At 66.6% G+C, this 14,184-nt stretch carries 11 protein-coding genes and 1 pseudogene; 6 read left to right on the forward strand and 6 right to left on the reverse strand.

Features of this window, described 5'->3' with window-relative positions:
• Window positions 1-131: 131 nt before the first annotated feature.
• Both secB and WDB66_RS12015 read left to right on the forward strand, forming a co-directional pair.
• The gene (gene secB, locus WDB66_RS12010) at window positions 132-647 is read left to right on the forward strand and encodes a protein-export chaperone SecB (RefSeq protein WP_339398834.1); all 516 of its coding nucleotides are present in this window, start codon (window positions 132-134) and stop codon (window positions 645-647) included.
• Between the two features lie 4 nt (window positions 648-651).
• Window positions 652-1,671 carry an NAD(P)H-dependent glycerol-3-phosphate dehydrogenase gene (locus WDB66_RS12015; RefSeq protein ID WP_339398911.1) on the forward strand — a complete coding sequence of 340 codons (1,020 nt, stop codon included), beginning with the start codon at window positions 652-654 and terminating at the stop codon, window positions 1,669-1,671.
• Between the two features lie 20 nt (window positions 1,672-1,691).
• Here WDB66_RS12015 and trmL read toward each other — a convergent pair whose 3' ends face one another.
• On the reverse strand, window positions 1,692-2,165 hold the full coding sequence (gene trmL / locus WDB66_RS12020; protein WP_339398912.1) for a tRNA (uridine(34)/cytosine(34)/5-carboxymethylaminomethyluridine(34)-2'-O)-methyltransferase TrmL: 474 nt from the start codon (window positions 2,163-2,165) through the stop codon (window positions 1,692-1,694).
• 147 nt (window positions 2,166-2,312) lie between these two features.
• On the opposite strand from trmL, the gene WDB66_RS12025 reads away from it, so the two are divergent.
• Complete coding sequence (locus WDB66_RS12025) at window positions 2,313-3,056, forward strand: glycine zipper 2TM domain-containing protein (protein WP_339398835.1); 744 nt, start codon at window positions 2,313-2,315, stop codon at window positions 3,054-3,056.
• 126 nt (window positions 3,057-3,182) lie between these two features.
• On the opposite strand, the gene speD is transcribed toward WDB66_RS12025, so the two are convergent.
• The gene (gene speD / locus WDB66_RS12030) at window positions 3,183-4,013 is read right to left on the reverse strand and encodes an adenosylmethionine decarboxylase (protein WP_339398836.1); all 831 of its coding nucleotides are present in this window, start codon (window positions 4,011-4,013) and stop codon (window positions 3,183-3,185) included.
• Window positions 4,014-4,187: 174 nt separating this feature from the next.
• On the opposite strand from speD, the gene crp reads away from it, so the two are divergent.
• A complete protein-coding gene (gene crp / locus WDB66_RS12035) occupies window positions 4,188-4,877 on the forward strand; it encodes a cAMP-activated global transcriptional regulator CRP (RefSeq protein ID WP_487932460.1) in 690 nt (229 codons plus the stop codon).
• Window positions 4,878-5,036: 159 nt separating this feature from the next.
• Here the strand turns inward: crp and WDB66_RS12040 are convergent, their stop codons facing one another.
• From WDB66_RS12040 to trpD, 3 genes are all read right to left on the reverse strand, one after another.
• On the reverse strand, window positions 5,037-8,009 hold the full coding sequence (locus WDB66_RS12040; protein WP_339398837.1) for a diguanylate cyclase: 2,973 nt from the start codon (window positions 8,007-8,009) through the stop codon (window positions 5,037-5,039).
• A gap of 118 nt (window positions 8,010-8,127) precedes the next feature.
• Window positions 8,128-8,928 carry an indole-3-glycerol phosphate synthase TrpC gene (gene trpC / locus WDB66_RS12045; RefSeq protein ID WP_339398838.1) on the reverse strand — a complete coding sequence of 267 codons (801 nt, stop codon included), beginning with the start codon at window positions 8,926-8,928 and terminating at the stop codon, window positions 8,128-8,130.
• The gene (gene trpD / locus WDB66_RS12050; RefSeq protein WP_339398839.1) at window positions 8,925-9,974 is read right to left on the reverse strand and encodes an anthranilate phosphoribosyltransferase; all 1,050 of its coding nucleotides are present in this window, start codon (window positions 9,972-9,974) and stop codon (window positions 8,925-8,927) included. Before trpD ends, trpC begins: the two co-directional genes overlap by 4 nt.
• A 150-nt stretch (window positions 9,975-10,124) precedes the next feature.
• On the opposite strand from trpD, the gene WDB66_RS12055 reads away from it, so the two are divergent.
• Together WDB66_RS12055 and WDB66_RS12060 are read left to right on the forward strand one after the other, a co-directional pair.
• Entirely contained in the window at window positions 10,125-12,956 is a 2,832-nt protein-coding gene (locus WDB66_RS12055) for a M16 family metallopeptidase (RefSeq protein WP_339398840.1), read from the forward strand.
• A gap of 93 nt (window positions 12,957-13,049) precedes the next feature.
• Window positions 13,050-13,361: pseudogene (locus WDB66_RS12060) on the forward strand (DUF4156 domain-containing protein); the annotation flags it as partial.
• 278 nt (window positions 13,362-13,639) lie between these two features.
• Here WDB66_RS12060 and WDB66_RS12065 read toward each other — a convergent pair.
• Window positions 13,640-14,134, reverse strand: a complete 495-nt coding sequence (locus WDB66_RS12065; protein ID WP_339398841.1) for a TspO/MBR family protein — start codon at window positions 14,132-14,134, stop codon at window positions 13,640-13,642.
• Window positions 14,135-14,184: the final 50 nt, after the last annotated feature.

The raw sequence follows: 14,184 nt of genomic DNA on the forward strand, positions 1-14,184 counted from the left end.
CCGCACCGGGTCTGCCAGTTCTGCGAGCGTGCACGCAAGACTTGAATCGGCGCTTCACTGGCCCATCTGGGTAGGGCGTGGGATAATCCCCGCCCTTTGCTGTTTCCATTTGAACCTTACCGGAGTGAATCATGGCCGATGACATCGCCAATGGCGCCGCAAGCGCCGCCGCCACCGACGCCGCCCCCCAGCCGCAGTTCGGACTGCAGCGCATCTATGTGAAGGACGCGAGCTTCGAGGCCCCCAACGCTCCGCAGATTTTCCAGGAACAGGGCCAGCCCGAACTCCAGCTCAACCTCGGCCAGAAGGTCAGCAACCTCTCCGAAGGCGTGTTCGAAGTCGTGCTGACGGTGTCGCTGACCTGTACCATCAACAGCAAGAATGCCTACCTGGCCGAAGTGCAGCAGGCCGGCATCTTCAACATCAGCGGCCTGGACGCGCAGAACACCGATGGTCTGCTCGGCACCTATGCGCCGAACGCGCTGTTCCCGTACGCCCGTCGCCTGATCGCCGATCTGGTCCAGGATGGCGGCTTCCAGCCGTTCCTGCTGCAGCCGATCAACTTCGACCAGATCTACGCTGAAGCCCTCCGCCGCCGCCAGCAGGAAGCTGCCGGTGAGCAGCAGCCGGCCGCCGGCAACGCCTGACGGCATGGCTCGCAATCCACTGCGGATTGCCGTACTGGGCGCCGGTTCCTGGGGAACCGCGCTCGCGGTACAGGCCGCACGCAACGGCCTGGATACCGTCCTGTGGGGGCGCGATCCGGATGCGATCGCCGCGATGCAGTCCACGCATCGCAACGCGCGCTATCTACCGGATCTGCCGCTGCCGGACAACCTGCGTTTCAGTGCCGACCTGGCCCACACCGTGGGTCAGGTCGACCTGATCCTGATCGTCGTTCCCAGCCATGCGTTCACCGGCATCGCGCGTGAAATCGCGCCGCTGCGCCGGCCCGAGGTCGGTGTGGCCTGGGCCAGCAAGGGCTTTGAGCCCGGCAGTGGCCGATTCCTGCACGAAGTGGCGCAGGAAGCCTTCGGTGATGGCGTGCCGCTGGCGATCGCCACCGGCCCCTCGTTCGCGCGTGAGGTGGCGATGGGCCTGCCCACCGCGATCACCGTGCATTCGGATGATGCGGCGTTCGCCCTCGATGTCGCCAGGGCGCTGCATGGCCCGACTTTCCGCGTCTACACCGGCAACGACATGCTCGGTGCCGAGCTGGGTGGCGCGATGAAGAACGTGCTGGCCGTGGCCACCGGTGTGGCCGATGGCATGGCGCTGGGCCTGAACGCGCGCGCCGGGCTGATCACCCGCGGCCTGAATGAAATGCTGCGCCTGAACGCCGCACTCGGTGGTCGGGCCGAAACCCTGATGGGTCTGGCCGGGCTCGGTGATCTGGTGCTGACCGCTACTGGCGATCTTTCCCGCAACCGCCGCCTCGGTCTGGCACTGGGACGCGGCAAGAGCGTGGGCGAGGCCGTGCGCGAAATCGGCCAGGTGGTCGAATCGGTGCAGACCGTCGATGAAGTCATGCGACTGGCCCGCCGCCACAATGTCGAACTGCCGATCAGTGCGGGCGTGCAGCGCGTGCTGCACGGCGAGATCACGCCCGAACAGGGCCTGCACGAACTGATGGCGCGCGAGCAGAAACCCGAGTTTCCGGACGAAGCCTGATCCGGTTCAGGCCGGCACATTCAGGCCGGCAGATCGGCGCCGGCGAACCCCTGCTGGCGCCAGGCTTCATACACCGCGATCGCCACCGCATTGGACAGATTCAGGCTGCGGTTGCCGGGCATCATCGGCAGCCGTAGCAGCTGCGATGGCGGCAGGCGTTCAACCACGTCGGCCGGCAGCCCGCGCGTTTCCGGGCCGAACATCAGTGCATCGCCGGGCGCAAACCGTACGCTGTCATGACGCTGCGTGGCCTTGCTGGAAAATGCCAGCAGCCGCGTCGGCGCCACTGCGGCGAGGAAGGCGTCCAGATCGCTGTGCACCGTCATCCGGGTGAACTCGTGGTAGTCCAGCCCGGCGCGCCGCATGCGCGCGTGGTCCAGCGCAAAACCCAGCGGCTCAATCAGATGCAGGCGTGCGCCGGCATTGGCGCACAGACGGATCACGTTGCCGGTGTTGGGCGGGATTTCCGGCTGGTAAAGGACGATATCGAACATCGCGGCATTGTCGCACTGGAGCACGTCGGGCCGTTGCCACAGCAACGGTTTGGCATTCAGCCGGAACCCGTTAATGTCGCCCTGCACCGCGCCGGAAAACGATTCTTCCCGGCGTTCGTCCCTTCCATCTTCCAGGAGTGCCTTGCCATGAATGCTTCCACCCGCACCTTGATCCAGGCCACGACCCTGGGCCTGGCCTGCCTGCTCGCCGTCGCCTGTCAGGGCGACCGCAACCAGCCGGTGGTCGAAACACCCCCGCAGGCCGCAGCGGAACCGGCCGCGCCGACTGATCCGGCCACCGCACCGGCCGATCTTGCCGCAGTCGAAACTCCGGCCGAACCGGCACCGCCGCCGGTGGCGCCCGTTGCACCTGCCGCACCGGCAACCCCAGCTACTCCGGCGCCTGCACCGGCAGCCTCCGCACCGGCACCCAAGCCTGCCGCTCCGGCGACACCGGCGGTGCAGTATGCGCAGGTGGTCAGCGTGACCCCGGTGCGCCAGTCGCAGGACAACCCGCAGGAGGTCTGCCACGACGTCGAGGTCGTCTATCAGGTCGAACCCAAGGACGAACACAAGATCGCAGGCACCGCGATCGGCGCGATCGTCGGCGGCGCAATCGGCAACCAGGTCGGTGACGGCCGTGGCCGCGACGCCGCGCGCGTGGCCGGCGCCATCGCCGGTGGCGTGGCCGGGCGCAAGATCCAGGAAAACCAGCAGAACAAGAAGACCGAAACCCGGATCGAGCGCCAGTGCGAAATCGTCAACGACCCGACCTTCACCACCGTGGCCTACGACATCGTCTACAGCTACGCCGGCCAGACTCACAGCGCGCGCGTGGCCGAAGACCCGGGCGAGCGCATCCGCCTGCCGGTGCGCAGCATCGACGAGTGAACCGGGCTGCCGCAGCCTCTCTGCGAAACCAAATCTTCTTACGAAAACGACGAAGGCCCGGGAATCCCCGGGCCTTCGTGCGTTGAAGCGTGTCCATGCCGTTGCCCGGCCGGATTGGCGCAGGGCTCAGCCCAGATTGCGGCCGTGGAACAGTTCCTCGATCTCCTGGCGCAGCTGCATCTCGATGCGCTGGCGCTCCTTGAACGAGAGGTTCTTGGCCTTTTCCTCGAACAGGTAGGTGTCCAGATCGAAATCCTTCACATGCATCTTGGTGTGGAAGATGTTCTCCTGGTACACGTTGACGTCGAACATCTCGTAACGCGTCTTGATGCCCTTGGCCAGGAAGTCCTGGATCGAGTTGATGCGGTGGTCGATGAAGTGCTTCTTGCCCTTCACGTCGCGGGTGAAGCCGCGCACCCGGTAGTCCATCACCACGATGTCCGACTCGAAGCTCTCGATCAGGTAGTTCAGCGCCTTCAGCGGCGAAATCACGCCGCAGGTGGCGACGTCGATGTCGGCGCGGAAGGTCGCGATACCGTTCTGCGGATGGGTTTCCGGGTAGGTGTGGACGGTGATGTGGCTCTTGTCCAGATGCGCCACCACGCTGGCATCCAGATGCTCGGCATCCAGGTGTTCGCGCATCGCACCGGACAGCACTTCCTTGCCGGCCGCCTTCTTGTCGATGATCGGTTCTTCGGAGATCAGGATCGTCACCGAGGCACCCTGCGGATCGTAATCCTGGCGTGCCACGTTGAGGATGTTGGCCCCGATGATCTCGGCCACGTCGGTCAGGATCTGGGTCAGGCGCTCGGCGTTGTAGGCCTCGTCGATGTACTCGATGTAGCGCTGGCGCTGATCTTCGGTGACCGCATAGCAGACATCGTAGATGTTGAAGCTCAGGGCCTTGGTCAGGTTGTTGAAGCCCTGGAGCTTCAGGCGCGGCAGTGGTTTGACCACCAGGACATCCTCGGACGAAAAAAAGGCAAGAGGCGAATTATCGGGCAAACCCGGGTGCAAATGGAATCGAAACCTGAACACGGATTGATCCGTGCTGGTGTCACACTTAAGCTAGGCCGTTGCGCAGACGCAGTGCAGGCTCAGGGGGTTACCTTGTCAAACGTCCAGTTTCCGTTGCAGCAGGCGGCACGCCGACCGCAGCAGCCCGAGTTCCTGACCGCCACCGAACTGACCATCCAGCGTTTCCTCGCCCATTGCCACCGCCGCCGCTACGCCGCGCGTACCGACGTGTTCCGTCCCGGCGATGCGGCGATGACGCTGTACTACGTCATCAGCGGCTCGCTCAGTGTCATCAGCGAGGAGGACGAAGGTCGCGAGCTGGTGCTCACCTACATCAATGCCGGCGAGTTCGTCGGCGAGACCGGCATCTTCATCAGTGCGCCGCAGCGCGAAGTGGTGCTGCGCACCCGCACCGTCTGCGAGTTGGCCGAGATCAGCTACGAGCGCCTGCTGACCCTGCTCAACACCACGCTGCAGGACGAGTGCCCGCGGCTGCTGTTCGCGATCGGCAGCCAGATCACCCGGCGCCTGCTGCACACCGGGCGCAAGGCCAGCCGTCTGGCCTTCATGGACGTGCTCAACCGCATCGCCAACACCATCCTGGATCTGTGCCGCGAGCCGGACGCGATGTCGCATCCGGAGGGCACCCAGATCCGGGTCTCGCGCCAAGAGCTGGCACGCATTGTTGGTTGCTCGCGCGAAATGGCCGGGCGCGTGCTCAAGCAGCTGGAAGAGCAGGGCATGCTGCGCGCGCGCGGCAAGACCATCGTGGTGTTCGCCGAAAGCCATCCGGCCGGCGGCTGATCGGCGGCGCATGCCGCGCCCTCACGGGGATCGCGCGCCACTTGCCGGTGGTCTTGCACGGAAAGCTTAAAACACCGGCCCTGGCTTGCCGGGATTTTCCGTTCCCTACCTTGTCGCTGCGTTTCCGCAGCCAGCGCCGCAAGCGGCTCCGTCGCGCAGTCAGTCCGTTCCGTCTTCTTCCCACACCACCTTGTTGCGCCCGGTCTGCTTGGCCAGGTACAGGCGGCGGTCGGCGATGGCAACCAGTTGGCTCGGGCTCATGCCCGGCCGCCACTGCGCCACACCGATGCTGACCGTGCAGCCCAGCTCCAGCCCGTCCTCGCGCAGCATCACCTGCGCCGCGATCGCGGCAGCCAGCGCTTCCAGCCGTTCCACCGCCAGCGCCAGCGGCGTATTGGGCAACAGCAGCAGGAACTCCTCGCCACCGTAGCGTGAGGTGTGGGCCGAGCCGAGCAGCGAAGACTGCGCGAAATGCTCGGCCACCTGGCGCAGGATGCCATCGCCGGCCTCGTGCCCGTGTTCGTCGTTGATCTGCTTGAAGCGGTCCAGATCCAGCAGCGCCACGCACAACGGCCCGCCGCGCCCGGAAGCGGCGTGCTGCACCGCGTCGGCCAGCCGGGCCTCGCCGGCACGGCGGTTGGGCAGGCCGGTCAGGGCGTCGTGGCTGGCCTGGTAGGCCAGTTGTTCCAGCAGCGATTCGCGTTCGCGGTCGGCCAGTTCCAGCGCGCGGTTCTTGTCGCTCAGTTCACGCGTGCGTTCCTCGATGGTGCGGGTCAGCGCCAGCTGGCGCCGCTGATAGCGCGCCGAGCGCCAGGCGAACACGCCCAGCATCACGCCGAGCACGGCCAGACCGGCCAGCACGGCGAACCACGGCCGCTGCCAGAACGGCGGCACCACTTCCAGCTCGATGCTGGCGGTCGCGGCATCGGACACCTGGCTCCAGTCCGCTGGACTCATCGCGGCCTGCACCTGGAAGCGCAGCCGGCCCGAGGGCAGGTTGGTGTAGACCGCCTCCAGCGCGTCACCGGCCTCGACCCAGTCATGATCGAAACCCAGCATCCGGTAGCGGTAACGGACCCGCAGCGGAGCACGGAAATGCAGCCCGGCGTAGTGGATCACCACGCGCCGCACGCCGGCGCCCAGGGTCAACTGCGGCTGCGGCAGCAGTTCGCGCGCATCCAGCTGCACCCGTTCGATCTGCACTGGCACCTTGACCAGCGCCTGCGACACCGTCAGGTCCGGGTCGATCACCGCCACGCCCTGCGCGGTGGGCATCCACAGACGGCCCTGGACATCACGGTTGCCGGCCGGTGCGCTGCCGCCGTTGCACTGGCTGCTGGGCATGCCGTCGGCGTGTTGCAGCACATCCACCCGCAGGCGTTCGAGCCGGCCCTGGTCGTACTGCGCGAACTGCCCGGCCTCGATCCGGAACACGCCCTGGTTGCTGCACAGCCAGAACGCGCCACGCGTGTCCTTCAGCACCCGGAAGATCGATTCGTTCGGCAGCCCGGCAGTGCGGTCGTAAACGGTGAAGGCGCCGTCGCGCAGGCGCAGCAGGCCGGTATCGGTGCCGACCCAGAGGTCGCCGTCTTCTTCTTCGAGAAAATCGAAGCTGCCGATGCCGGGAAATCCGCTGTCCACGCTCCAGGCCTGGACCCGGCCATCGGCGTGCAGCCGCGCCATGCCGCTGGAAGTGGCGATCCACAGCCCGCCGCCGCGAGCCGGCATCAGACCCCGGATGAAACTGCCCGGCAGCCCGTCGTCGCTGTCGATCAGCTTGCGTCCGCCATCCGGATCCAGCCGCAGCAGCCCATTGGTGGTGCCGATCCAGAGCCGGCCATCGGCGTCCTCCCACAGGCCACGGACATGGCGCGAAGGCAGGCCGTCGTCGCTGTCGATGGTCCGGATGCGGGCAAGATCCTGATCGGCCGGCAGGTACACCACGCCCTGGTCGTAGGTGCCGACCCACAGCCCGCCATCGCGCGCCGGCGCCAGCGACAGCACCGAGGACGAGGGCACCCCGAACGGCACCGCGACCGTCCGGCCCTGGTACCAGTGGTCGAGCCCGCCGGCATGGCCGATATGGACCCCGCCATCGGCATGCGGCAGGATCACGCGCGGATAGTTGTCGCTCAGCCCGCGTTCGGCATCCAGCCCGAATACCGGGCCGTCGGCGATGCGGAACAGGCCGTTGGTGGTGCCCATCCACAACAGCCCTTCGCGGTCTTCCATCAGTGCCGGGCTGCCGCGCCCGTACAGGCCCAGTCGCCGGTCGATAACCTCGGTACGGCCCTGGTGGTAGCGGAACAGGCCATCGGCCGAGGTGCCCAGCCAGAGCATGCCGTCGCGGTCTTCCAGCAGCGACTCCACCCGTGTATCGAGGATTTTCCGTACCGAAGAACGTGCCGCATCCAGCTCCACGGCACCGTGGTCGCCACCCAGCACCAGACTTCCGTCGCGGCGCAGCAACAGTGCCCGCACATGCATGTCCGCGATGTCCAGATCCTCGCCGTAACGGTGGATCGCGCCATCGCGCCACAGGAACGGCCCGGCATCGCCGCCCATCAGCACGCCCTCGGCGCCCAGATCCAGCAGCGCATAGATCGCGCCCTGCGGCAGCCCCAACGTGGCCGCATCCACCAGCTCCCCGTCCGCTGCCAGGCGCCAGGCCGAATCCTCGGTCCCGATCCACAGCGCGCCATCGGCGACCCGGGCCAGGCTCAGCACGCGCAGCCGCTGCGTGGCGGTGGCTTCCAGTGCCGACCAGATACCGTTGGTGAAACGCATCACGCCGAACTGGGCGGTGCCCATCAGCAGACTGCCATCGGCATCGACCACCATCTTGCGCACCCCGACCGTTGAGCGGCCGTGCAGGTGTTCGGTGTCGAAGCGGCTGAACTGGCGCCCGTTGAAGCGCGCCGCGCCTTCCCACGAACCCACCCACAGATAACCCTCGCGGTCCTGCACGATGTCGTGCACCAGGTTGTGCGGCAGGCCGTCTTCCATCGACCAGGAAGTGACGGTGTATTCGTCGACACCGCGGTTCGGGTCCAGCGCCCACGCGGTATGCGCCTGACAGGCCAGGAACACACTGGCGGTCAGCAGCAGGCGGATCATCCGGAACAGGAGCATGGCTGCATCGAATCAGGCGGCGATTGCGGGCGCCGTGGCTTGACACTCGGCGGTGAGGAATGGTTGCAGGAAGTGCTGCGGCTGTCGATTCATGCCGGCCGCCGCACCCCGCCGTGTGTCACTCGCCGAACAGGCGCGCCAGTTCCTGCCCCGGCTCGCGCGCACGCATGAAGGCTTCGCCCACGAGGAAGGCATCGATGCCGGCGGTGCGCATCTTCGCCACGTCAGAGCGCTCCAGGATGCCGCTCTCGGTGACGATCAGGCGCCCCGCCGGCACCTGTGTCTTCAGCGTGAGCGTGGTGTCCAGCGATACCCGGAAGCTGCGCAGATCGCGGTTGTTGATGCCCAGCACCAGACCCGGCGCCGCCGGCAATGCCAGCGCGCGGCTCAGTTCTTCGGCGTCGTGCATTTCCACCAGCACGTCCAGTCCCAGCGACAGCGCCAGTGCGGCCAGCGCGTGCAGCGCTTCGTCGTCCAGCGCCGCCACGATCAGCAGGATGCAATCGGCGCCCAGCGCGCGCGCCTCGACCACCTGATACGGGTCGATGGTGAAATCCTTGCGCAGGACCGGCAGCGCGCACGCGGCGCGGGCCTGCTGCAGATAGGCATCGGCGCCCTGGAAGAAATCCACATCGGTCAGCACCGACAGGCAGGCCGCGCCACCGGCCTCGTAGCTGGCGGCGATCTGCGCCGGATCGAAATCTGCGCGAATCAGCCCCTTGGACGGGCTGGCCTTTTTCACCTCGGCGATCACCGCCGCCTTGCCGCCTGCGATCTTGGCCTCCAGCGCAGCCGCGAAACCGCGTGCCGGCGGCATCGTGGCGGCCTGCTGTTGCAGCGAGTCCAGCGACACCGTGCGGCGCCGCTGCGCCACCTCCTCGACCTTGCGCACGATGATCCGCGCCAGGATGTCGTTCATGCCGCTGCTCCTTCCTCATCGCGCAGCCGGCGCGTGGTGGCGATGAACTGGTCCAGGCGTTGGCGCGCCGCGCCCGACGCCAGCGTCTGCCGCGCCAGCGCGATGCCGTCGGCGATCGAATCGGCGCGCCCGGCCACATACAGCGCCGCGCCGGCATTGAGCGCCACGATCTCGCGCGGCAGGCCGTCGACGTTGTCGAGCGCTTCCAGCAACATGCTGCGCGACTGCTCGGCGCTTTCCACCCGCAGGTTGCGGCTGGCCGCCATCGCGATGCCGAAATCCTCCGGATGGATCTCGTATTCGCGCACCACGCCATCGCGCAGTTCTCCCACCAGGGTGCCGGCGCCCAGCGAAATCTCGTCCATGCCGTCGCGGCCCCAGACCACCAGTGCGCGCTGTGCGCCGAGGCGCTGCAGCACGCGTACCTGGATGCCGACCAGATCCGGGTGGAACACGCCCATCAGGATGTTCGGCGCGCCGGCCGGATTGGTCAGCGGGCCGAGGATGTTGAACATCGTCCGCACGCCCATCTCGCGCCGTACCGGCGCCACGTTCTTCATCGCCGGGTGGTGGATCGGCGCGAACATGAAACCGATGCCCGCTTCTTCGATGCACTGCGCCACCTGCGCCGGTTGCAGATCGACCACCGCGCCCAGCGCCTCGATCACATCGGCGCTGCCGGAACTGGAGGACACGCTGCGCCCGCCGTGCTTGGCCACTTTGGCGCCAGCGGCGGCGGCCACGAAGATGCTGGCGGTGGAAATATTGAAGGTGTTGGCGCCATCGCCGCCGGTGCCGACGATATCGACGAAGTTCTCCACGTCCGGCACCTCGACTTTCGCTGCGAACTCGCGCATCACCTGCGCCGCGCCGGCAATCTCGCCGACGGTTTCCTTTTTCACCCGCAGCCCGGACAGGATCGCCGCCGTCATCACCGCAGACACTTCGCCGCGCATGATCTGGCGCATCAGCTGCACCATTTCATCGTGGAAAATCTCGCGGTGTTCGATCGTGCGTTGCAGTGCTTCCTGGGGCGTGATGGTCATGGTCGGGTCCGGAACAGATGGGCCGCCAGCAGGCGGAAACGGAAACCGCCATTGTAGGCCCTGCCGTGCCCACAATGACCGATGGCCCACGCGGGCCGGGCCGGTACACCGGTAGAATCCGCACCTGAACCCGATTACCGGAGCAATTTGATGATTGGTTTTTCCCGCAGCGCCTGCCTGGCGCTCGCTTTGGTGCTCGGCGTTGGTGCCGCACCGGTGACCGCCAGCGTCAAGGTGGATATCGCCTACGAGGAATTCACCCTGCCCAACGGCCTGCGCGTGATCGTGCACGAGGACCGCAAGGCGCCGGTGGTGGCAGTCAACATCTGGTACCACGTCGGCTCCAAGAACGAGCCGGCCGGCAAGAGCGGTTTCGCGCATCTGTTCGAGCACCTGATGTTCCAGGGTTCGGAAAACCATCGCGGCGAATTCTTCGAGCCGTTTGAAAAGGTCGGCGCCACCAGCCAGAACGGCACCACCAACCAGGACCGCACCAATTACTTCCAGAACGTGCCGACCACCGCGCTGGACATGGCGCTGTGGATGGAATCGGACCGCATGGGTCATTTCCTCGGCGCGGTCACGCAGGAACTGCTGGATGAGCAGCGCGGCGTGGTGCAGAACGAAAAGCGCCAGAGCGAGAACCAGCCTTACGGTCTGGTCTGGGATGCGCTGTCGCGCGCGTCCTATCCGAAGGGCCATCCGTACCACCATTCGGTGATCGGTTCGATGTCCGATCTCAACGCCGCCTCGCTGGAAGACGTCAAGCGCTGGTTCCGCGACTGGTACGGCCCCAACAACGCCGTGCTGGTGCTGGCCGGCGACATCGACGTGGCCACCGCCAAGGAAAAGGTCACGCGCTATTTCGGTGACATCCCGGCCAGCATCACGGTGCCGAAGATGCAGCCGCAGATCGCCGCGCGCACCACCTCCACCCGCGAAACCATGAGCGACCGCGTCGCCCAGGCCCGCATCCACCGCATCTGGAACGTGCCTCAGTACGGCCACCCGGACCTGACCGCACTGCAACTGGTGGCGCAGGTGCTCGGTGGCAGCAAATCCTCGCGTCTGGACAAGCGCCTGGTGCACGAGGAGCGTCTGGCCGACAGCGTCAGCGCTGGCGCCTGGGGTTCGGAACTGGGCTCCAACTTCATCGTCATGGTCAACGCGCGTGACCCGGCCGATGTCGAGAAGATCGAGAAGATCCTCGACGAGGAAATCAGCAAGCTGATCGCCGACGGCGTCAGCGCGGAAGAACTGGAGCGCGTGCGCACCGTGTTCGAAGCCGGCTTCGTGCGCGGCATCGAACGCATCGGCGGCTTCGGCGGCAAGGCCGACGCCCTGGCCGAATGCGCCACCTTCAGCGGCAACCCCGGCTGCTTCCGCGACAGCATGAAGACCCTGCGCGAGGCCACCCCGGCCACGCTGCAGAAAGCCGCCGCCGACTGGCTGGCGAAGGGCGACCACACCCTCGTCGTGCTGCCCGGCGACAAGCCACCGGCACCCGAAGACGCCCCGCACGTGGCCAGCGAAGATGCGGCCGACAACAGCACCGTGCTGACCCCGGACCCGAAGTTCACCGTCATCAAGACCGATGTCGACCGCTCCAAGGGAGTGCCGGCGACCGAGAGCTTCCCGGATCTGCGCTTCCCGCCGCTGCAGCGCGCCAAGCTGAAGAATGGCATCGAAGTGGTGCTGGCCGAACGCCATGAAATCCCGGTGGTGCAGGTCAGCATGGAATTCGCCGGCGGCTACACCGCCGATGTCGGGCGCAAGCTCGGCACCGCCAGTTTCGCGATGGCGATGATGGACGAAAGCGCCGCCGGCATGGACGCACTCGCGCTGGCTGATCGTGCCCAGTTGCTGGGCGCCAACATCGGTGCCGGTGCCTCGCTGGACGGCAGCAACGTCTACCTGTCCGCGCTCAAGGACAAGCTCGCGCCCTCGCTCGACCTGCTCGCCGACGTGGTGCTGCGCCCGGATTTCGCGGAAAAGGAAATCGAGCGCGTGCGCCAGACCTGGCTGGCCGGCATCCGCCAGGAAAAGACCCGTCCCAACGGCGTCGCCAACCGCCTGCTGCCGCCGCTGATGTACGGCGCCGGCCACCCTTACGCGATCCCGTTCAGCGGCACCGGCGACGAGGAATCGATCAGCGCGCTGACGCGTGACGATCTGGTTTCCTTCCACCGCGACCTGATCCGCGCCGACAACGCCACCCTGATCGTCGTGGGCGACACCACGCTCAAGGAGATCCTGCCGCTGCTCGACGCCCGCTTCGGCAAATGGAAGGCGCCGCGCAGCGCACTCAAGCTGCCGAAGGTGGAGCCGGTCGCACTGCCCGAAGCCACGCGCGTGTTCCTGGTCGACCAGCCCGGTGCGATCCAGGCCAACATCCTCGTCGGCCAGGTCGTGGATTCCACGATGCATCCCAAAGCGCTGGAATTCGACATCGCCAACGGCGTGCTCGGCGGCATGTTCAGCGCGCGCCTGAACATGAAGCTGCGTGAAGAAAAGCAGTGGGCCTACGGTTCCTACAGCTACACCAGCGGCGCCCGTGGCCAGCGCCCGTGGATCGCCTACGCGCCGGTGCAAATCGACAAGACCGCCGATGCCATCGTCGAGATGCGCAATGAAATCGCCGGCTTTGCCAGCGGCAGCGCACCGGCCACCGATGCCGAAGTGGAAACGATCAAGCTCAACAACGTGCGTCGCCTCCCCGGTGCCTACGAAACCGCCGGTGCGGTGATGGGCGCGATCGGCGGCATCGTGCGCTTCGAGCGCCCGGACGATTACGTGATCACACAGAAGCAGCGCACCGAAGCCATCGACACCGCTGCGGTTCGCGCCGCCGCCGCTCAGATCAAGCCGCAGGCGCTGACCTGGGTGATCGTTGGTGACCTGTCCACGATCGAAGCCCCGGTCCGCGAACTGGAACTGGGCGAGGTCACCGTGCTGGATGCGGACGGCAAGAAACTGCGCTGAGCTGCCGCCGACAATTCATCACACAGCCATGTGGCGCGACGGGCGGAGTGACATACTCCGCCCGTCCTTTTTCCAGAACCTGCGGAGCCCGCCATGAACCGATTCCTTCCCGTCATCGCCGCAGCCACGCTGACGCTGGGTGCCTGCACCTGGGTCAAGATGGAACCTGAAGGCGCGCGCATCCGGGTACTTGCTGCTGATGCCGTCACCAGCGCCTGCACCACGCGCGGTGAAATCGGCGTCTCGGTCAAGGACAAGGTCGGCCTGTACCGCCGCAGCGATCTGAAGGTGCGCGACGAACTGGAAACCATGGCCCGCAACGAAGCCGTTGGCCTCGGCGCCGACGCGGTGCAGCCGCTGGGCGAACCGGTCGCCGGCGAACAGCGCTTCACCGCCTTCCGCTGCGGCAGTGCCATGCCCACCCGCAACACGACGCAGCGCCCGGCACCGCCCGCGAGCCAGCCATTGCAGCTGGAAGAAGCCGAAACCTACCCGGTGCGCGAGGACTGACGTGCTGCCGGCACTTCAGTTCCGCCAACCACCCCCACACACGACCGCATGAGCGGGACCGCACCGGTCCGGCAGCGGGAACCCCCGCTTCAAACACACCGCAAGCAGCGCAGCACTGCTTGCAGCCGTGCCGGAACGTCCGGCACGCGCCCGCTGGCGGAAAGCGCGGCGCGCTATCCGAGAATCTGCGGGTTGAGCTGCCACACCGTGTAATTCAGTGCCGAGGCAAAGCTCACCCACAGCAGATACGGCAGCAACAGCGCGCCGGCCAGTGGCCTGATCCGCCAGAACGCGATCAGCGTGGCCACGATCAACGCCCACAGCACGAGGATGTCGGCGAACGCCGGCCCACCCATCTTCCACGCGAAAAACAGCCAGCTCCACAGCGCATTGAGCACCAGCTGCACCAGATACAGCACCAGCGCCGTGCGCGCTCCCTGAAAGCCGCGCTCGCGCCACACCAGCCACGCCGCGATGCCCATCAGCAGATACAACACCGTCCACACCGGCCCGAACACGCTGCCCGGCGGCGCCCATGAGGGTTGTTCCAATCCGAGGTAGAAACTGCCCGCCTGGATCGACGCCATGCTGCCGATCACCGTCGCCACGCACGTCACACCCAGCCAGAACAACAGACCGCCGACCTGCTTCTTGGTGGAAAATCCCATATCGCACTCCTTCCGTTGCTATCGGAAAACATCATTGCACGATACGGGCA

This window comes from Denitratimonas organivorans (assembly GCF_037478135.1).
Classification (GTDB): Bacteria; Pseudomonadota; Gammaproteobacteria; order Xanthomonadales; family Xanthomonadaceae; genus Denitratimonas.